At 67.1% G+C, this 19,567-nt stretch carries 18 protein-coding genes and 1 pseudogene; 12 read left to right on the forward strand and 7 right to left on the reverse strand.

The window, feature by feature from the left end:
* Positions 1 to 8 precede the first annotated feature (8 nt).
* From ACIHAX_RS16340 to ACIHAX_RS16350, 3 genes are all read left to right on the forward strand, one after another.
* Positions 9 to 422 carry a heme-binding protein gene (locus ACIHAX_RS16340; protein ID WP_355078076.1) on the forward strand — a complete coding sequence of 138 codons (414 nt, stop codon included), beginning with the start codon at positions 9 to 11 and terminating at the stop codon, positions 420 to 422.
* A gap of 110 nt (positions 423 to 532) precedes the next feature.
* Positions 533 to 1,828 (forward strand): DUF2254 domain-containing protein, encoded by a 1,296-nt coding sequence (locus tag ACIHAX_RS16345; RefSeq protein WP_364425475.1) that lies wholly within the window; start codon positions 533 to 535, stop codon positions 1,826 to 1,828.
* 422 nt (positions 1,829 to 2,250) lie between these two features.
* Positions 2,251 to 2,616 (forward strand): MerR family transcriptional regulator, encoded by a 366-nt coding sequence (locus ACIHAX_RS16350; RefSeq protein WP_364425473.1) that lies wholly within the window; start codon positions 2,251 to 2,253, stop codon positions 2,614 to 2,616.
* A gap of 7 nt (positions 2,617 to 2,623) precedes the next feature.
* On the opposite strand, the gene ACIHAX_RS16355 is transcribed toward ACIHAX_RS16350, so the two are convergent.
* A complete protein-coding gene (locus tag ACIHAX_RS16355) occupies positions 2,624 to 3,031 on the reverse strand; it encodes an ATP-binding protein (RefSeq protein ID WP_355078079.1) in 408 nt (135 codons plus the stop codon).
* A gap of 490 nt (positions 3,032 to 3,521) precedes the next feature.
* Here ACIHAX_RS16355 and ACIHAX_RS16360 point away from each other — a divergent pair, with 490 nt between their 5' ends.
* Positions 3,522 to 3,725, forward strand: a complete 204-nt coding sequence (locus tag ACIHAX_RS16360) for a cold-shock protein (RefSeq protein WP_067806012.1) — start codon at positions 3,522 to 3,524, stop codon at positions 3,723 to 3,725.
* Between the two features lie 128 nt (positions 3,726 to 3,853).
* Here the strand turns inward: ACIHAX_RS16360 and ACIHAX_RS16365 are convergent, their stop codons facing one another.
* Positions 3,854 to 4,147 (reverse strand): DUF1330 domain-containing protein, encoded by a 294-nt coding sequence (locus tag ACIHAX_RS16365; protein WP_364425468.1) that lies wholly within the window; start codon positions 4,145 to 4,147, stop codon positions 3,854 to 3,856.
* 188 nt (positions 4,148 to 4,335) lie between these two features.
* Here ACIHAX_RS16365 and ACIHAX_RS16370 point away from each other — a divergent pair, with 188 nt between their 5' ends.
* Positions 4,336 to 5,238, forward strand: a complete 903-nt coding sequence (locus tag ACIHAX_RS16370) for a LysR family transcriptional regulator (protein WP_364425466.1) — start codon at positions 4,336 to 4,338, stop codon at positions 5,236 to 5,238.
* Positions 5,239 to 5,847: 609 nt separating this feature from the next.
* Here the strand turns inward: ACIHAX_RS16370 and ACIHAX_RS16375 are convergent.
* Complete coding sequence (locus tag ACIHAX_RS16375) at positions 5,848 to 7,077, reverse strand: alpha/beta fold hydrolase (RefSeq protein WP_397278262.1); 1,230 nt, start codon at positions 7,075 to 7,077, stop codon at positions 5,848 to 5,850.
* Positions 7,078 to 7,258: 181 nt separating this feature from the next.
* Between ACIHAX_RS16375 and ACIHAX_RS16380 the strand changes: the two genes are divergently transcribed.
* From ACIHAX_RS16380 to ACIHAX_RS16390, 3 genes are all read left to right on the forward strand, one after another.
* Positions 7,259 to 7,819 (forward strand): TetR family transcriptional regulator, encoded by a 561-nt coding sequence (locus ACIHAX_RS16380; protein WP_379252323.1) that lies wholly within the window; start codon positions 7,259 to 7,261, stop codon positions 7,817 to 7,819.
* A gap of 817 nt (positions 7,820 to 8,636) precedes the next feature.
* A complete protein-coding gene (locus tag ACIHAX_RS16385; RefSeq protein WP_397278264.1) occupies positions 8,637 to 10,016 on the forward strand; it encodes a DEAD/DEAH box helicase in 1,380 nt (459 codons plus the stop codon).
* A 154-nt stretch (positions 10,017 to 10,170) separates the two neighbouring features.
* The gene (locus ACIHAX_RS16390; protein WP_397278409.1) at positions 10,171 to 10,623 is read left to right on the forward strand and encodes an excalibur calcium-binding domain-containing protein; all 453 of its coding nucleotides are present in this window, start codon (positions 10,171 to 10,173) and stop codon (positions 10,621 to 10,623) included.
* Positions 10,624 to 10,950: 327 nt separating this feature from the next.
* Here the strand turns inward: ACIHAX_RS16390 and ACIHAX_RS16395 are convergent, their stop codons facing one another.
* A complete protein-coding gene (locus ACIHAX_RS16395) occupies positions 10,951 to 12,357 on the reverse strand; it encodes a selenium-binding protein SBP56-related protein (protein WP_397278266.1) in 1,407 nt (468 codons plus the stop codon).
* Positions 12,358 to 12,665: 308 nt separating this feature from the next.
* Entirely contained in the window at positions 12,666 to 13,178 is a 513-nt protein-coding gene (locus ACIHAX_RS16400) for a hypothetical protein (protein ID WP_397278268.1), read from the reverse strand.
* 51 nt (positions 13,179 to 13,229) lie between these two features.
* Here ACIHAX_RS16400 and ACIHAX_RS16405 point away from each other — a divergent pair.
* Together ACIHAX_RS16405 and ACIHAX_RS16410 are read left to right on the forward strand one after the other, a co-directional pair.
* Positions 13,230 to 13,667, forward strand: a pseudogene (locus ACIHAX_RS16405) (TetR/AcrR family transcriptional regulator C-terminal domain-containing protein); the annotation flags it as partial.
* Between the two features lie 632 nt (positions 13,668 to 14,299).
* Positions 14,300 to 14,506: a hypothetical protein gene (locus tag ACIHAX_RS16410; RefSeq protein WP_364425452.1), complete on the forward strand. Its 207-nt coding sequence runs from the start codon at positions 14,300 to 14,302 to the stop codon at positions 14,504 to 14,506.
* 411 nt (positions 14,507 to 14,917) lie between these two features.
* Here the strand turns inward: ACIHAX_RS16410 and ACIHAX_RS16415 are convergent, their stop codons facing one another.
* Together ACIHAX_RS16415 and ACIHAX_RS16420 are read right to left on the reverse strand one after the other, a co-directional pair.
* Positions 14,918 to 15,373: a DUF6802 family protein gene (locus ACIHAX_RS16415; RefSeq protein ID WP_397278270.1), complete on the reverse strand. Its 456-nt coding sequence runs from the start codon at positions 15,371 to 15,373 to the stop codon at positions 14,918 to 14,920.
* Positions 15,374 to 15,735: 362 nt separating this feature from the next.
* Positions 15,736 to 16,377, reverse strand: coding sequence for a maleylpyruvate isomerase family mycothiol-dependent enzyme (locus ACIHAX_RS16420; protein WP_364425448.1), 642 nt, complete (start codon positions 16,375 to 16,377; stop codon positions 15,736 to 15,738).
* Positions 16,378 to 16,448: 71 nt separating this feature from the next.
* Between ACIHAX_RS16420 and ACIHAX_RS16425 the strand changes: the two genes are divergently transcribed.
* On the forward strand, positions 16,449 to 17,375 hold the full coding sequence (locus ACIHAX_RS16425) for a MerR family transcriptional regulator (RefSeq protein ID WP_397278272.1): 927 nt from the start codon (positions 16,449 to 16,451) through the stop codon (positions 17,373 to 17,375).
* Between the two features lie 537 nt (positions 17,376 to 17,912).
* Positions 17,913 to 19,505, forward strand: coding sequence for an HD domain-containing phosphohydrolase (locus ACIHAX_RS16430; protein ID WP_364425444.1), 1,593 nt, complete (start codon positions 17,913 to 17,915; stop codon positions 19,503 to 19,505).
* Positions 19,506 to 19,567 lie beyond the last annotated feature (62 nt).

Below are 19,567 nucleotides of genomic sequence, written 5' to 3' on the forward strand. Positions count from 1 at the left end.
GGTGCGTGATGACAATGAACCAGACCTCGGTGTCCCTCGACGACGCGCAGCGGGTGATTGCCGCCGGGCAGGCCAAAGCCGCCGAGATCGAATCGCCGTCGAATATTGCGGTGGTCGATGCCGGCGGCAACCTCGTAGCCCATGTGCGGATGGACGGCGCATGGATCGCCAGCATCGACATCTCGATCAACAAGGCCTTCACCGCCCGAGCGCTGGACATCTCGACCGAGGACCTCGCGGCCGATGCGGGTCCGGGCAAGCAGTTCTACGGGATACATACCTCCAACGGTGGGCGCATCATGATCTTCGCCGGCGGTGTGCCGCTGCGGCGCAACGGCCAAGTCGTCGGGGCGGTCGGCGTCAGCGGCGGCACCGGAGAGCAGGACAAGGCTGTCTCCGAGGCAGCCGCAACGGCGATGTGAGCAGGGAACTACGTCGACACGGCACCGTCGCGGACAGCCTGACAAAGCGGCCCCGCTGCCCGCCGGCCGCACCGCGATTTTCGGCCACGGCCGGAAGAGAAAGGCGTTTGATGGTGTGCCTGCGGTTCCGTCATCGGCTGCGGTCCAGCTTGTGGATCACGCCGTTGCTATGCGTGCTGGCCTCGATCGGGCTGTCGTTCGTGACCGTGGCGATCGATCGGCAGTTCGGCGATCGGCTGATCCCGGTGGCGATCACGGGCTCGGCGGACGCGGTGTCCAACATCCTCAGCACCATCGCCGCCGCGATGGTCACCCTGACCACGCTCGTGCTCACGGTGACGACGGTGGCCGTCCAGCTCGCGATGGGCCAGTTCTCGCCGCGCATCGTGCGGGCGTTGCTCCAGGACCGCAGCAGCCAGCTGGCCTACGGGCTGTTCGCCTCGACGTTCATCTTCGCGATCCTCGCGATCCGCGAAGTCAACGCCGTGGGCGAGGGTACGGTGCCAGGCCTGACCGTGTCGGTGGCCTACCTGCTGATGCTGGCCAGCATCGCCACGTTGTTCCTCTACATCCACCATTCGGGAAACGCGCTGCGCGCCTCTGGCCTGATCGACCTGGTCGGCGATCATCTGCACGAGCAGCTGGACCGCAAGTACCCAGCGAAGGGGCCGCCGCACGCCCAGCCTGATGTCGTGGTCTCGCCCGAACCGGGGCTCGTTATCGACCTGGATCGTCCCGCGCTGGTCGCAGCAGCGTCCGAGGCCGGCTGCGTGATGGAGATGGTCCCCCTCATGGGCGACTTCGTACCAGCAGGCGCGCCACTGTTCCGCGTGCACGGCGACCCCGTCCGTCTCGACCACGCCCGTGTCGCAGGCCTCGTCGTCCTCGCCGCGGAGCGGACTCACGGCGATGACCCGGCGTACGGCTTCCGCAAGCTGGTCGACATTGCCGAGCGTGGTCTGGCCCAACCGTTCACCGACCCGACCACCGCCGTGATGGTGATCGACCGACTGCACGACTGCCTGCGGCAGCTCGCCAACCGCGACTTCCCCTCCGGCCGGCACCACGACGACGGCGGCGAGGTTCGGCTCATCGAGCGCACGCTCAGCTGGGCGGGCTACGTCCGGCTCGCGTTCGACGAGCTCTGCCTCGCCGGAGCCGCCTCCCCCCAGGCATCGCGCCGGTTACGCGCCGCACTGGAAGACCTCCTGACGGTCGCACCACCCGAGCGGCACCCACCGCTCGAGCGGCAGCTCGACGTGCTCGTCGCCGCCGTACACCGCAGTTACGACGACCAGCGCGACCGACGTGCGGCGCTGGTCGCCGATCAGCAGGGCATCGGTTCGGGCGCCGACCTCGCAGCGGAGTCCGAGGCGGCGACCAAGCGCGCCGGCGCGGGAACATGATCGACAGGATGTACGGCGTGCAGAAAAACCCTACCCGTGATGCAGAAAAATCTGTATCGCAGGGTGTAGACATTCGGGAGGGCGGGGTGTACTTTATCTTTCGTTGGAGATGAGATGTCTGGTTGGCCGGGCAGGTGAACTGCACCGGAAGCAAGATCCACATCCCCTCCGGCGGAGAAGAGAATCCGGTGCAGTCGGCCGGACCGCCGGAGGGGATGACGAACTTTCGCAGACAGGTCCGGCAACTCAGGAGGTGGTGACTGAACAGCTCTTCCCAGATTCCGCGTCCCGGGCTGTTGCCGGGCGTGGTTCCCGCGGTCGGCTCTACCGCCCGACCGGCGGGATCGACGTGAAAACCCCCTCGATCCCAGGCCCCGGCGCACCACGCGCCGGGGCCTGACGACGTTGACCCCAGAGGTGTTGTGCAGCAATCGAACGACCCCACCGACCCGACCGACGCTTCCAGTGCCGCCGACCGGCTGGATGACGAGGACTACCCCGCCTACAGCATGGGTAGGGCCGCGGAAGTCCTCGGCGTCACCCCCGCCTTCCTGCGCGGCCTGGACGCCGCCGACCTGCTGACACCGCAGCGTTCACCGGGCGGGCACCGCCGCTACTCCCGCTCCCAGTTGCGGATCGCCGCGCGGGTCCGCGCGCTGGTCGATGCGGGCACACCGCTAGAGGCAGCGTGCCGCATCACCGTCCTCGAAGACCAACTCGCCCAAGCCCACGAGCTCAACGCCGAACTCACCCGGCAAAACCCGCCCGCGCCGGACCACGGCAGCTGAGCTCCGATCAGCCGGGGCCGCGGGTGCCGAGTTCGGCCCACACCGTCTTGCCGCCGCCGTGGTAGTCCACACCCCAGCAGGTGGCCAGCTGATCGACCAGGATCAACCCGCGCCCACCCGTGTGATCCGGTCGGCGGATCCGCGCAGGCACGGGCGAAGCATCGTCGACCTCCACACGCAACCAGCCGCCGTGGTCGGCCACCATCAACCGGCAACCACGCGGGGCGCGGGCATGCACGACAGCGTTGCCGGCCAACTCGTCACACACCTGCACCGCGTCCTCCACCCCGATACCGGCGAGCGGGGCGAGCAGGCGCCGCACCGCAGCCCGCAGCTGCCCCAACGACACAACCTCGAGATCCCACTCGACAACAGCGCCTTTGGCGCGCGCCTGATCCAGTGTCGAAATTCCCACTCTGCACCCCTCCTTCCGCTCGCTCAGTACCGGCCTCTACGCGGACAGCACTACATCGGCGACATACCCTCACCACACCCCGGCGAAAACACCGCATCCACGCTGACTGCGGACCGTGTGAGGTGTTGGGAATCGTTCGGTTCTCCGGTACCCCGCATCGATCGGGAGTGCAGAGCACGGCCTGGTCCCGCCAGCCCGCCGCACACCCGGCGTGACCGGCTGCGGTCCCGCGGTCCACATCCGAGGACAAGTCCCGCTTCGCGGGGTTGCCGAGCGGGGCGAATACCCGCACGGGTCGGCGCCGGGACGGGAATCGTCTGCGGCGGTCGGTCTCGGCGTGACGTTCAGCCGTCCGCAGCCCGTAGGCCCGGCCCTCCGATCACTGCGTGAGGCGAGCGAACGGCGACGGTTGTGGCATAGTGAGAGGTTGAGTACGGGCTTTTCACCAAGAATTTGCTCGGCTCACTACAGAAAAGAAGTTGTTTACAGCATGGCTCAAGGCAGTGTGAAGTGGTTCAACGGTGAAAAAGGCTTCGGCTTCATCGCTCAGGACGGAGGCGGCCCGGACGTCTTCGTGCATTACTCGGCCGTGAGCGGCTCGGGTTACAAATCCCTCGACGAGGGTCAGCGTGTCGAGTTCTCGGTGGAACAGGGCCAGAAGGGTCCTCAAGCCCAGGACGTCCGCGCCATCTGATTCCGCGCGCTCGCGTTTGTTTGTGAAGAGCTTCGCACCGAGGTCGGTGCGAAGCTCTTTTCGTTGAACCTCGTTCAGCACCGTGTTTGTACAGGTGACGGATGCTCAGCGATGGCTGGGCCCGCCGGTCAGTCGATGCCTTCGATGATGCGGAAGTCGCGCTCGATGCCGTCGGGTAGGGCCACCAGCGCCTTCTGGTATGCCTCGCTCTCGTATGCCGCGACGGCCTGTTCAAAGCTGTCGAACTCGATCAGAACTACGCGTTGCGTGATTCCGGCCTCGTGGGCGACGACTCGACCGCTACGGGACAGGACGCGCCCGCCCCCAGCCTGGACAGCCGGACGGGCCAGCTTGTTGTATGCAGTCAGCCTCTCAGGGTCGGAAATGGCGGGGTAGACGCTGACCCAGTAGCCCTTAGCCATGGAAACCTCCTGTGTTCGGCCGGACACGTCCGACTTCGAGTCGATATTCAGATCGATCGATCCCGGCGACGGGTACTGCGGTCAGCCGAATCGTCATATGCGCAGGTTAGGGCTTGATGCGCGGTCGAGGGAAAGACCGGTACGCGATAGACTCAGAACGGATCGTTATCAATCGGCGGGGAGGGCATGTGGCGCCGGATACGGTGAGCCTGCGGTACTTTCTGGTGCTGGCGCAGGAGTTGAACTTCACCCGCGCGGCCACACGGATCGGGATCGCACAGCCCGCACTCAGCGCCCGGATGCGCCGATTGGAGGCGGAACTCGGTACTGCCCTGCTGGTTCGCAACACGCGTAGCGTCGTATTGACCACGGCCGGTGCGGCTTTGGCGGAGTCCGCGCCGCCCGCGCTGGCGGCGCTGGACCGGGCATGGGACATCGCCCGGAATGCGGGGGCCGGTGAACTGGGCACGCTCCGCATCGGATACAGCCTCAGCGCGGGGGCCGAGACGGCACCGGCCCTGGTGGACAGGCTCATTCGCAGCAGCCCGGGACTCGAGGTCGGCGCGGTCCCGATGGCGACACCGGAGATCTCTCCCGCGGTCGCCGACGGCCGCATCGATGCGGGGATCACCCGCGGTGAACAGCCGGGTCGTGGCGTGCGCCGGTTCCTGCTGCGGCGTGTGCGCGTCGGGGTCCAATTGGCACAGCATCATCCGCTGGCCGAACATCCGGAGATCGAGATCGCCGATGCGGCCGCGTATCCGCTGCGACTCCCCGACCGCGCGGCCAATCCCGTGATCCACGATCAGCTGTCCGCACTTTTCCGCGAGATCCGGCCGACCCCCCGATTCCACACGCTCGCAGTCTCTTTCGACATGTCTCAGCGCGACCTACGCGACGGGCTCACCCTCGCCCCGGCCGGAGAAACCGCGGTCACGGCACAACCAGCCGGTCTCACCTGGCGACCGCTGCGGGGCGCGCCCAGCCTGACGCTCCACCTGGTCCTCCCACGCGAGCAGTCGCCGCTACACCGCCGCATCCGTGCCGTCGCCAAAACCCTGGCGCACGAGCTGAACTGGCTGCCGAACTGACGCGCACCAGGTCGCGCAGAGCGCGTCCCATGCCTTCACCGCGCCGTCCTGTCATCCCTCCCCTCGCGATAAGTATCGGCGGCACTCCCCTTCCAGGTATCGAACAACGCCGGAACCTCACGGTCCAATGCCACCGATCCCGATCTCAGCTGCTGCGCCATGTCAAAGGCCGCCTGCCGACCGCCGTCACCGCGTCGCGAACGACATTTCCGCGGTTGATCGTTTGTCGCCATGCTCTCCCCCGGCCCCAGACCATCGCCCTGACCCCACCCGCCCTTCCCGGCGCTCATCAGGTCTGGGCCTGATCGAACTGGCGCCATCGACGCGGCACCAAGCTCGTCTATCGCCCTACCGGCGGCAAACCGGCTCGCAGAGAGTTGCTTCGGAGCTGCCGACGGCACGTGGGACGGAATCACACTGCAGTCACGCCGCGCGCTGATCCGAGCCGAAGAGGTCGGCCATATGCTCGAGGCGCGATTTCACCTGGAGGAGAGCCGGTCGGCGAACAAGTCGGCGAGGCACCAGCGTGCGCCTCTCAGCTGCGGTGCCGGCGCCGTCGAGGACGGAATCTCGCCGAGCACCCAGACGGCTTCGAGCAGCCGGTTGGGCTCACTCGACGCTCGCTCGAGCGAGCGCTTCATCGGCAAGCGCTACCGCCGCCTCGACCGGCGCGTACACAGCCAGCGCGGCGACGAGGTCACGGATATCGCTGCGAATGGACGGTGCCAGCCGGGCGTGGCGGGCGACGTCGAGCTCGTTTGCGATGGTCAGGACGGCGAAATCACGGAGTTCCGTTCCTCCGATCGTCTTCGAGCCGCCGCTGAATCTGTCGGTCACGGGCAAGGGCCGTCGGCCGAGCTCGCGGTAGGTGCGCGAGCGATCGCATGCGCCGTAGAGGTATACCAGCGCCGCCGCGTCGGGGCCGATGACGTGATCCAGCCGCTGGCGATCCGTGATCGGCAGCAGGGCATGCGGCAACCCATCGGTGCCGTATGACGCGTGGCAGATCGACGCCAGCCGGGTTCGTGGCGCTGAGTTCCATTCGACCGTGAGGGCGTGCACCCGGCGAAGGTGCTCGAACAGGGTCCCGCCTGGGTGATCGATCTGCTCGGCGCCGAGCGTGCGCTGTAGCTCGAACGCGCGGCGGACGACGTCGTCGGTCCCGAGCCACTTGGTGGCGTGCGCCGAAACGATGCGCGCGAGTTCCGCAGGGGCGTCGCGAGCGACGAGGTGCCCGGCGTCCGGTACGCGGGTAACGGTGACACGCCGGTTGGTCATGCGGAGCCGGTCCACGTCGGCGTCGCCGAGCGGAGACCGTGGTCCTCCCCGCACGAGCAGGATGGGCAGGTCCGATGCCGCGATGATCGCGTGGAGTTCGGAGCGGGACGCGAGAATGTCGTCGACGAGCTCGGTATCGCGGGCGAGGAGTCCGTGGTCGTCGAGCCAGCGCCGGGCGCGATCCGCATCGATATCGGGGACGACGTCCACGAGCACGAGGCCGACGACACGCTGCGCGACGGACGACTCCGCGAGGGCGGCGACGGCGGCCAACCCTCCGAGGGAGGCGCCCACCACGACGATCGGCGCCGGTTCGCGAACCACCATCTCGATCACGTCGTCGGCGATCACCCGCAATGCGGTCGCCCGCCCGGAGCTCTCGCCGTGCCCGCGCAGATCGAAGGCCACCGTCCGCAGTCCGCACTCGGTCATCCCCTCCGTGACCGGCGCCCAGACGTCGCGACGCTCTCGGCCCGCGTGAAGCAGCAGGACCGTGGGGCCCGCGCCGGTCACCGTGGCTCGAAGTGTGACGTCGGGCAGCGTGAGGGTCATGTCTGTCATCGCCGATCCACCTCGGTGCCGAATCTCCTTCTCAACACCATGATTTCGACCATCGACATACCTTCTCCGATTTACCTTGAGCAGTCGAGGTAACGATACGCAGTGAAACCTTGGCTAGTCAAGGTACGATTCCGGGGTGAGCAATTCGAGAACGCGCAGACCACCGGACGAAGCCCGTCGGTTGATCCTCGATGCCGCGGCTTCGCTGCTGGCCGAGGGAGGCGTCGCCGCTGTACAGGTGCGCGCAGTGGCAGCGCGGGTCGGCATGACCGACGCCGGCGTCTCCCACCACTTCGGCAATCGCGAGAAGCTGCTCGCCGAACTCCTTCGCCATGGTGGACGTCGGCTTCGAGCCGCGCTCCACGACGTCATCGCCGCATGGCTGGAGCATGGCACCGATGTCCTCGAGCTCGTCGAGTCGCTCGAGTCCGTGTATCGGGGCGGCTACGGCGAACTCGCGGTGGCGCTGCACGCGGCGGGTTGGCGCGACCGCGGTGGCGGCATGCTCGACCCGGTCGTCGACGCCCTGCATCGGAGTCGGCCTCCCGGAAGTTCCCTCGACGAGACACGGCTCGCGGTCGCCGCCCTCCACCAGGCGATGGCAACCGAGCCCCTCTACGGGGTCGATTTCCGTCGGAGCGCCGGCCTCACCGGCGCGGCAGCGCAAGACTCGACCGCTCACCTGCGCTGGTGGGCTAGCCAGCTTCAACGCGCGCTCGACATCGAACCAGCGCGCCATTGACCCGAGCGGCGGTCAACACCCTCGGCATCAGCAGTGCACTCCGATTCCGGTGTTCCCGCGTAATGACCAGCGGCGGAAAGCCATTCGCGACGAACACACACCGCACGCGGGCGCGATAAGCGGATCAGCGCCGTGCCCGATGCGGTAAAGATCGAACCCTCAGTGTTTGGCACAGATAGTCATGCGCCGGACATCCAGTCGAGGACCGCCCGCACGGCCGCACGAGCAGCGTCCGGGTCGGAGGCCGCCAGCGCCACGGCCACTCTTCCGGAGTTCGGCGCATTCGGACGTGAGTGTCGACTGTTCGGCCCGGCGGTCAGTGGGGTGGGTTTGCCACTCGATCAGTCGCAGGGCCTCGAGTTTGTCGATGATGACGGTGGCGTTGGACGGTCCGCGAAGTGGCCACCACCAGCGCCTTGTCCGGTTCCGGAGGAGACGCAAGCTTGCCGGAAGCCTTGTCGAGGAAGATCTGCTCGCGCCCGGCGACGGTAAGCGCGTCATGCGGGGCCTCGGGAGCTGATCGCGGGTGGAGATTTCGAACACGAGCCTGGCGACCCAGCCCTGGCCAGAAGCGAGAAACCTCACCCGATGAGTACGAACCGCCCATCACAGGCTATTGTTGATCAAGTGCGTGACATGTCACGCCAAGCGTCGTAGATCGCATTCGCTTCGCAACCAGCGCTTGCCGCATCCGCTCTTCTTACGGCGATCGATTTTGCCCATCGGCAATCTCGCCACTTCGTGCCCCCGGCGCGGACCCCGAAGGTCCACAGACGGCTCGGGCACCACCTGATGTCCGAAAGGCACCGCAACATCTATGAGTTCTGCTGACATCTCTTTCGCCGCGCTCGGTGTGAGCGCACCGCTGGTGAAGGCGTTGACTCGCGCCGGGATCACCGAACCTTTTCCGATCCAGACCGACACCCTGCCCGATTCGCTGGCCGGACGTGATGTGCTGGGCCGTGGCCGGACCGGCAGCGGCAAGACGCTCGCCTTCGCCATCCCGATGGTCGACCGTCTCGGCCGCGGTCTCGCCGGTAGGCGCGCACCGAGCCGCCCGACCGGCCTGGTGCTGGCGCCGACTCGGGAATTGGCCACCCAGATCACGGCCGCGCTGGAACCCCTCGCCGCGGCCTATCGCATGACGGTCACCACGATTTTCGGTGGGGTCCCGCAGAACCGGCAGGTCCGGGCGCTGCGCGCCGGTGTCGACATTGTCGTCGCCTGCCCCGGCCGGCTCGAGGATCTGATGAACCAACGTCTGATCTCCCTGGACGCCGTCGAGGTCACCGTGATCGACGAGGCCGACCACATGGCCGACCTCGGGTTCCTGCCAGGCGTGACCCGCATTCTCGCGGCCACCCCGAATGACGGTCAGCGCCTGCTGTTCTCGGCCACCCTGGATAACGGCGTCAACAAGCTGGTCAGCCGCTTCCTGCCGGATGCCGAGCTGCATTCCGTCGACGAGGCGAACTCCCCGGTCGCCGCCATGACCCATCACGTTTTCGAAACCGCGAGCGTCGAAGCCAAGCGTGAGGTCGTACACCGGCTCGCCTCGGGCTCGGGTCGGCGAATCCTGTTCATGCGCACCAAGCATCAGGCTCGCAAGCTGGCCAAGCAGCTGACCCTCGCCGGAATCCCGGCCGTCGATCTGCACGGCAACCTCTCGCAGGGCGCCCGCGACCGCAACCTCGCGGTCTTCGCCGCCGGTGATGCCCTGGTGCTGGTGGCGACCGATGTGGCCGCGCGCGGCGTGCACGTCGACGGTGTGGAACTGGTCGTGCACGTTGATCCGCCCGCCGAACACAAGGCGTACCTGCACCGTTCGGGCCGTACCGCGCGGGCAGGCAACTCCGGTGAAGTGATCACCCTGGTGCTGCCCGGCGAACGACGCGACCTGGCCGACCTCATGCGCAAGGCCAAGATCACTGTGACCCCGCAACGAGTCACCGCCGATTCGCCCGTGGTGGCCGAGCTCGTCGGCACGGTCGCCCCATTCGTCGCGCCCTCCTACAGCGACCGGGCGGCACGGGAAGACGACCGCCGCAGCGGCAGCGGAGCGCACCGTAGCACTGGCGGACCGCGCAGGGGCAGCGGCGGACCGCGCCAAGGCGGCGGCCGTCGCAACGGCGGTGCGGCGCAAGGTCAGTCGCGCGCCAAGCCGCGCGCTCACTCCGCGCGCGGAACGGTCGCATAGGGCCCGTTTTGGTCGCTCCCCCAGGCAAGCCCATGCCGAGATCGCCGCGTCGCTGAGCATGGCCAGCGGAATGCCGGGCGTCGAATGCTGGTGAACATGGCTGATGACGCCGGCACTGGCGGGCAACCCATCGAGCGCGAGGCAGTCGCGCCTGATGGGTTGCCGTGCGATTGCGCGGCCGCGGAATCTGCAGGCGTGGCCAAGAGGGTTGGGACACGAGACCGATCCAACCCTCCCCTCCGATTCCACGCGAAGCTGGATTGGCCGGACATCACCGACAGGGACGGACACCGACCGTCCGCGCCCAGCTCCGCGCGAAGTGAGGGCGAACCCGTGTCCAGCACAGCGACTCCGAGGTGTCAGACGTGCGGTCTCATCGTCGGGACTGGTAGATGGCTCAGAGGCAACCGCGCCTGCCCCGCCCGCGGCAGTGGTACCGACACCTCCGGCGCCGGCCGTGCCGGTGCCACCGCGACCGGCAGCTCCCAGCGTCTACTACTCCAACTGCGCCGCCGCCAAGGCCGCGGGCGCCGCGCCGCTACGGCGGGGAGAACCCGGCTACAGATCAGAACTGGACCGCGATAAGGACGGCATCGCCTGCGAATAGGACAAACCGACGCTGTTCGTGCCGGCGCGGCAGAGGATGGCTCTTGATAATCCGGCTCGAGACCACGGGCGGCAGAACAGAACAACCACGTCGACTTCGCGTTGCTGACCACCCAGAAGCAGCCCGGCCGAGCATGCCAACCGACACGACGATCCTCCCGCTACACCGACGAGGCTGCTGAGTTCAAACCCCAAGGCGCTGGGGCTTTCGGCGAGCACCTCTGGGGACGATGTCCTAGCGCCAACAGCGTGTCCGAGGTTGAACGTGTGGGACACTTCGCCGACCGGGCATACGCGGTGGAGATCCAGGGGTCCCCGCTCGACCCGACTACTGGTAGCAGTAGGAGTCGGAGGAGGCGTCGCCGCCCTGGAGGCGCACCTGGTGCACCCGCAGACCTCGAAAGTCCTCGTCGTGCGGGAAGAACGACTCGTCGATGGTCATTCCGCCGTCGGGACCGATGCGCATCACGGCCATCCAGGCGCCAACCCCATCCGGGTAGAACTGGTCGTCCCATGCGCCATAGAGCGAGTTGGTGAGGTAGACCCGCCGACCGTTACGGCTGATCTCGACCATCTGGGGGCCGCCGGCAAGCGGCTGGTTCGGCGCGGCCGGGTGGGCGGTGCGGCCCACGATCCCGCCGAGCCGGACCGACCCGGTCTCTTTCGGGTCAGCCGGATCGCGCACGTCGAACTGTTTCAGCTCCCCGGTACCCCAGCACGAGACGTAGAGGTATGCGTCGTCGACCGACAGGTCGATGTCGGTGACCAGCGGCGGCACCGCGCCGAACGGTTTCAGTGCCGGCGGCAGCAGGTCGGGATCGGCTGGCTCGGCCGGGATGGTGATCACCTTGTCGACCGCCCACACGCCGCTATCGCGGTGCCAACGCCACACGGAGGCCGACAGATCCTCGGTCGAGATCACCACGCCGACGAACCCCCAAGCGGCGTCCGGATCGTGCGACGGGCGCAGCTCGAGTGCCATCTGGTATCGCTCGCCGAGATCGATCCGCTGCTGGTGCCGACCGGCGCTGAGGTCCCAGAAGTGGATCGCGTGGCCGTACTTGTTGGCCAGCAGCAGCTCCGGGTTCAGCCCGTTCTCGATCATGGCCGGGGTGCCCCACTCGCTGCTGATCAGCGTGTTCTGGTTGAGATGCCACCAGGCGTCGTACGCCAGGTATTGCGGCCCACGGTCGGTCTCCCATTGCCGCAGCACATCGAACGTGCCGTGATCGAGCAGCGCGATCCCGCCCGGCCCGTCCGATCCGTCCGCCCCGCCGAGGCAGGTCATGAACACACCGTCCGGCCCGCAGTGCAGCGTGTGTGGACGGGAGTAGCCGGCCTTGGCCGCGAGCTCGGAGCTGTCCACGATCTTGGACAGGGTGGGCTGGCGTGGGTCGGGCTGGGTGTCGAACACGTACAGGCGCGACGAGCGCAGACCCGGCACGATCAGGTACCGCCGAGCCAGTCCCTCAATCTGGTGGCCCTCGTGCTTCAGCGCGCTGCTGCAGGCGTTCCAACCGAAATGGTGCAGCTCGTTGCCCAGGTGGGGTACTTCGGTCCAGCCCACCACCCGGCCGTAGGTAGCCGAGCCCGGATCCACATCGATTACTGACAGCGCATCTGGCTTCTGTGCCGCGCGGTCGAACGCAACAACGTATGCGAGCCGCTCCGGTGGCGCGGCCGCCGCCTCCGCTGCGCTCCGATAGAAGGTCGGGTCCAATTCTGAGTGATTCATTTCCAGCCTCCTTTATGTCGATAGGCGGAGACCCACGCACCTCGCCCGATCTGGCGGTTCCGAGGCGAGCGCGACCCGTGTGGTCGCGTGCCGTATGGCGCGGGCAGGCAATTACAGTCTCGGCCTATCGACGCAGATCCACCAGCTACCGCCGACGCGGCGGCAGAGTGCGCGGTAGGGCGCAGTTCCGTCGAAGAGCGTTAGCCGGAGAATCTGGATGCATCGTCACCGTGCGGCCCACGGATTGCCTTACCCATGTCCGGATGGGGCTTCGAGGTCAGCCAGAGTCAGCACACCTTCGGTTTGTGTCAGGTCGGTTCTGTCTGCGGGGCGATGGCGGGCAGCGCCTGAGGTTGAAGCGGACGGCCTCGGTGCCGCATTCGAGCATCTGGCGCTCGTAGTCGCCGATCGCGCCGAGGAGTCGCGGCCGCCGGTGCGGCAGCGGCGGAGCAGGTCGGCGTCGCGCAGGCGGTGTTGGCGTCGTTGCCTCCGGTCGGTGAGGTGGCGTGGATGGCATCGCCGAGCAGCGTGACCGGACCGGGCGCCCAGCGTTCGCCGGGCTCGACCACTCGGATGGAGAGCAGGCTGCTGTTGTCCGTATCGGCCTGTTCGATCAGCGCCCGTAGGTCGGGGTGCCGGCCCGGCATCCTGGACAGCACGGCCTCCTGTGGGGTCGCGGCGCCGAGTGAGCCGTTCGGCGGCACGATCGTGGCCCAGCGCACGTAGTCGCGCATATCGGGCAGGGTCACCTCGGGTGCCAGCGCCTCGGCCGCCTCCTTCGGCGGGGTACGGAAGCGCATCGCGCCGAGCAGCAGGCTCACCCGTCCCCGTCAGCAGGCTCAGCGCAGCGATCGTAATTCCCGAACCGGACCCGGCCCACGTGGCGCAGTCAGCTGCTCGACGTGTTCACCGAGATCCGCGACCAGTACCTGGAATACCCCGGCGTCTCGCGCGCCGCACTGGCCATGGTTCCCACCAACCTCGAGGCGTTGCGGGGCCGGGAGGGGATGTTCGCGAGCCTGCTCGCGGGCGGGATCGAACCCCGGATTGCCGCCTGGACGCTGGACGCACTGTCCCTGTACGTCAGCGCCTACGCCCTGGAACAGTCACTGGTCCAGCACCGCCGGAAATACCCGGATCAGGAGTACGTAGTCAGCCGCGCGGAGCTGGTGCGCCGGTTCACCGCGCTGCCCGCCGGCACGTTTCCGCAGGCCCGGCGCTATGCCGCCGAGCTGACCTCCGGCACCGAGCCCGACCGCTTCGCGTTCACTCTCTGCCTGATCATGAACAACCTCAGCCCGTCAGCCTGACAAGTTCTCCAGCCGGGCCAGGATGCGACGGAGGACACACTTCTACCAGTGCTTCCGTCCTTCTCGACGGTCGACCGCGCCGTGGGCGATCAATCGGTTGCTGGTGCACCTGGTCCGCCTCTGGGCGTTGTCGAGAAACACCCGCCGAGCACCGCGGTGCACAGCATCCGCCCGGTCGATGCCAACGGCCGCGTGATCGACAAAGCCGTGTTGACGGCGCTGGACTGGCGGCCCGGGATCTGCTGTCGTGGCGGATCGCCGGCGGGTTGATCGTGATCACCCGCCCTGGTTACGGCCGCCGCGGTGTCAGCAAGTAGGGGCACCTGTCGCTGCAGGCGCCGGTCCGTCGCGGCGCGGGCATCCGCATCCACGACCGGGTCCTGCTGGCCGCCGACCCCCACCAGGCGCCGTTCGGCCGCGCTGAGCCGACCCGTGATCACTCCGTGGAGGACCTGTCGCGGCAGGTACTCCACGCCAGCCCTGCAATCAATGCCACAACTCCGAAAACAACCGTGCTGTCACGGTCAACACAGTCCTTCTTCGGCCACCTTGTCCTCGACACCGACGGAACCTGCACCTGGCCAACGTATTTCAGGCGCGGCGCAGTAGTGTCACGCTATAAACTCCCCGTCATGGTGAAGTATCTGATCAGTGGGGCGATGATCGCGGCCTTCTCCTTCGGCGCGGCCGGTTCGGCGGCGGCCGATGAAACCGTTGACTACTACCCCACTCACGGAGCCTGTGTCGCGAATGGGGTGGCTAAATTCGGTCAAGAAGAGCTGGGTAAGACCTGGTTCTGCCGTCAAACCGGCAGCCAGTTCGAACTGTTTCGCCGCTGAGGGGGATACGGTATCGGGGTGGTTCCGCGCCCGCGACGAGATCGATTCGACAACCATCCGCGTGGTGTCGTGCAACGAGTGTCGGCGCAGTTCCGACGTAGCCCAACCCGGCGCTGCCGCACCCTCCCTCAACGGGATGGCTTGCCAACCGATCTCAAAAACTCCTCGTCCGCGAACCCCCGCGTCGCCACGAAACCCGAACTCCAGCACACCGACCGATCTCATCGGCAGACCCGCCGAGCGCCGACCAAGCCCATCCGCAGCCCGAGCCGCTGCAAGATGTCTTCGTGGTCAAGCCATCGTCGTTCTTTCAGTCACAGCTTTCGCATCCAACCACTGCAGCTGTGCTGACTCATGAGGTTGGTTCCGCGATGGCGATCTCGAACGTCAACTGTCCGAAGGCGGCACCGCTCACATGCCCAGCCGCCCCTGATCCGTCCTAATCCACTCCGAGGTTCCGTCCGGGTGTCGATGGAACTCCCAGGCGGTATAGTCGCCGTCCTTCTCCACCACCTTGACGTGATCGGCGAAGCCGTCGTGATCGACGTCGGTCCACACCTGCATGGCATCGTCGCCGGTGATGGTCACGCTGTCGAGCAGACCGTCTTGGTCGATGTCCTGGGTGGGATGGTGCAGCTCGACGGCGCCGAGGCCGCCTAATTCGGAGTGCGCGTCGATATGCGGTAGATCCAGTCCCGGCAAATCACCCGACGTGACCATGGCCCCTGCTTTCTGGCGCCATGCCTTCGAAGAACTCGGCCAGCATCGGCCCAGAGTATCGAGGTCTTGCTCGCCATTCAACACCTGGTATGACTGATCGCCGAATTCCAAGCCAGCCCAGTTGCTGCCCGCGCTGTCGACCCACAACGGACTCCACACACCCACCGCCGATACCACCGAGCGGCGAGGCCTTCGACCGCGAACTGCTCTACCCGCCAGCGGTATTCGACACCTTCGGCCAATTGTTCGGACGGCTGCACGACGGCAGGGCGCCGAAGAGGAACGGACCAAAGATCCTGTACTCCCGGCCCCTGATCACCAGCCGGTGCTCGCGTCCTTCTGGACTGGTTCCCACCACTCGGCGAGGGCACGCGCCAGCCATTCACTGGCTGCGGTGCCCTCCCCGATGTCATGGTGCACAGCGTAAGTGCCATGCAGACGCGTTCGTATATTCCGATACTCTGCCCCTGCGACGGGCGCGGAAGACACGAGCTCCGAATTGTCGCCGGCTACCGAAGGTTCAGTCGCGGGACGCCCTCGCCCGTGAGGTGCTCCCGACCGGCGCGGCGACCGGTGATCAGTAGGAGCAGGGAGGCGGCCGGGCCTTCGACGAGGGGTCCGGTGCCGACGGTCCAGCCGGTGTCGGTGTCGATGAGGCGATACCGGGACAGCTCACGGGCTCGGAACCCATTCGTTTCCCAGATTCTTTCGAGAGCCGATCGCGCGGCATCGACGGGCATCGGCCGATTGAGGCCGAGGGGCACCGCGATGTCCTGGCCGTGAACCAGCAGGTCCATCAGTCGGTCGGCGGCGGTGGTGCCGATCGGCGTCGCACGCAGCATCATCCCCTCGCGCAGCACGGCGAGCAACTGGGTGGACGTGGCGCGGTCGGCGAGACGGATCGCGGTCTCCCGGATGGCGCGGTCGAAGTTTCCGCGGGCACGGAGCACGTTGACCAGAATCCAGGCGAGGCCAGGGTTCGCGGAGAGCACGATGTGGGCGACGACATCACGGACCCGCCAGCCCTCGCACAGGGAACTGTGGTTCCAGTCGGACTCCGACAGAGTTTCCAGAAGCTCGACGAGGCTCGCCCGCTCGGCGGCGACCGCTCGCCACATCCGGTCGTTCGTCATCGTTGTGCTACCGGTCATCGGCTTGCTCCTTCTCAGCGGGGGTGTGCCAGTACGGTAGGAACTCCACCCGGGTGGAGGTTCCAGCAATCGTGACCGACGACACACGACATACCGGCTCGGTGAGCATCGGGGAGTTGTCGCGGCTGACCGGTGTGCCGGTCCGCACCATCCGCTTCTATTGCGATCACGGGATCTTGGATTCGCACCGCACATCCGGCGGACACCGGATCTTCGATTCCGGCACCGCAGTCGATCGGCTGCTGCTGGTGCGCCGGCTCCGTGCGCTCGGGGTGTCCTTGCCCGCGATAGCGGACGTTCTCGCCGGCACCGTCCCCCTTGCCGACGCGGTCGCCGCCGAACGTCGCGCGCTGGACACCGAACTGGCCGCGTTGGCATGGCGGCGTGCGTCGTTGCGGGCTGTCGAAGACGCCACGTCGGCCCAACGGGCCGCTCGCTTGGAAGTGCTGGCCGCAGTCCAGGACCGCCACCGCACACACGACGCGATCGTGGCGTTCTGGCGACGCGTACTCGCACCCATCCCACCGGGGCTGTTCGACGAGTTCATCGCGATGAACGTGCCCGACCTACCGCACGACCCACCTGTCCTCCACATCGCCGCCTACGCCGAACTGGCATCTCTCCTCACCGTTCCCGCGCTCCACACCGGGATGTCACGCCAGTTCTGGCGATCGGACCGGACTGCCATCCGCCACCAGCGCGAGCTCCTCGCCGGCGTCGCTCAGGCATGCCAGGCCGCAGGCCACCGGCTGCTCACCGGTCAGCCGCCTCGGCCCGGCCCCGAGCTCGACCAGTTCGTCGACGCCCACGCCGCCGCCCGCGGCACCCGCGACACGCCACAGTTCCGCCAGGAACTACTCAGCGGCGCAACCGACGCCGATCACCGCGTCCTCCGCTACTGGCGCCTCACCGACCGGATCACCAACACCCCCACCGTCGGCGCCGCGCACCACTGGCTCTACCTCGCACTCACCCGATCCGTCGACTCACCCAGCTGACGACACGGCGCCCGGAGCGCCTTCCACGTCCGCGCATTGCCTCGACGCAACGCCGCCGTTTTCGCCCCCGTGGAACTCCGGCGACCCGACAGATGAGGGGCGACGCCGAGACGTGCGCGGACGCGGACTATCCCAGGGCGGGATACGGGACTTTCTCGCTAAAAGTGTTCCGGCGGTTTCCCTGGGAGTGTCTGATCTCCGGTCGATCTGATCTCGGTCTGACTGGCCGAGCCTGAGGGTCACCTGCTCCCCACCGCCCACACCCGCCATCCGGCTCCCAAAAGTGGCGGCGGCCGAAATCGTCGAAACGCTGCGCCAGTGGGGCGCCCACTCCCAGATCGTGGACGGGCAGCCGTAGAGGGCCTGGTAGAGGTCTGCTTTGTCGGATCGGGCAGCTGATTCACGACGTCGGCGTGTGTAAGGCACGTCCCTGAATCGGCATCGGATGGCTTGATCTTGCCGTGGGGCCCGCGGGCTGATCAGGCCGGTGTCTCGTCTTCCGCCGAGATGACCGTTGTTCGGGTGGACAATGGGAAGATGCACCCGCACGGGACGCTGCCCGGCTCGCGGAAGGGTCTGAGTAGAGCTGAACTGCTGGCCGCGATATCGCTTGCGATCGACCTCGGTCTGGGTCAGCCGATGGAACACATGCTTCGGTCGTCCTTGATCGCGACACGGATCGCCGAGCGGATGGGGCTCGACCTCCAACAGCGAGCGACCGTGTACTACGCCAATCTGGTCGGGTGGATCGGTTGTCACGCCGATTCCCACGAACTCTCCGCGCTCTTCGGCGACGACATCGCCTTCCGGGCCGACACCTACACGGTGGACATGACCGGCCTGCCGTTTCTGCGGCTGATGATGAGTCATGTTGGACGCGGATTGCCGGGCTGGGAGCGCGGCCTCCGTGCCACCACCTTTCTGGTCGCGGCTCGCGGCCAGGTCGCCACACTGATCCAGTCGCATTGCAGTTCCGCCCGGGTTCTCTCCGATCGGATGGGCTTGGACGGGCAGGTCGGAAAGGCGCTGGCCTATGTCTTCGAACGCTGGGACGGCCGGGGGTTGCCCAACGGTTCTCGCGGCGAGGATATCCCGGTCGAGATCCACATCGCTCACGTCGCAGACGTGATCGAGGTACACCTGCGGACGGGTGGGCTCGAGCACGCGAAGGATGTGCTCCGTTCTCGGCGCGGCAGTCAGTTCAGTCCAGCCGTGGCGGCGGTGTTCGATCGTGACGCGGCGGCCATCGTGGACGGGTTACTCGAAATCGACGTATGGACCCACGCGTTGGCCCGAGCACCGGATCGTGACCGAACCTTGACCGCCGAGGAGAGCGACGAGTTACTCGAGGCTATGGCTGATTTCGTCGATCTCAAATCTCCTTTCACACTGGGGCATTCGCGTGGCGTCGCGAATCTGGTGGCCGCGTCAGCCCGACACCTGGGCATGTCGCCGTCGGACATCACGCTTCTCTACCGTGCCGGCCTAGTGCACGGCCTCGGCAAAATGGGAGTGTCCAATCAGATCTGGGAGAAGAAAGGGCCGCTCACTACGGCTGAATGGGAGCGGGTACGGATGTATCCAGATCTGACCGGCCGGATACTGAGCCGAGTTAACGGCTTGGAGTCGGTGGTGCCCGTCGCGATGAAGCACCGGGAACGGATCGACGGGTCCGGCTTCCCCCGGGGGATCGCCGGCGCGGAGTTGACCGCCCAGGACCGGCTGCTTGCCACGGCGGAGGCTTATCAGGGACTGCTAGAGCCGCGGCCCGACCGGCCGCCGCTCGATCCTCGCGACGCTGCCGATCAGTTACACAAGGAGGCACGTGCCGGACGCTTCGACGCCGAATCGGCTGCGGCCGTGCTTGCGGTGGCCGGTCCGCGGATATCGCGGCGGACGCCCTGGCCGGCCGGGCTGACCGACCGCGAGGTGCAGATTCTGCGACTCGTCGCGCAGGGCCGCTCGAACCGAGAAATCGCCGCCGAACTGTTCATCGCCGAGAAAACGGCACGGAACCACGTCGAACGCGTCTACACCAAGCTCGGTGTCAACAACCGCACGCAGGCCAGTCTCGCCGCGATCGATCGGGGTCTGGCTGGCTTCCCGGTCAACGCGGCCGTGGAAGATTGAAGCAGTCGGACCGATCACCGGTTGGCCGAGCTGACAGCGCGCGTCCGGTTCGTGGCCCAGGC

It is taken from the genome of Nocardia sp. NPDC051929 (assembly GCF_044548645.1).
In the GTDB taxonomy this organism is placed as follows: domain Bacteria; phylum Actinomycetota; class Actinomycetes; order Mycobacteriales; family Mycobacteriaceae; genus Nocardia; species Nocardia sichangensis.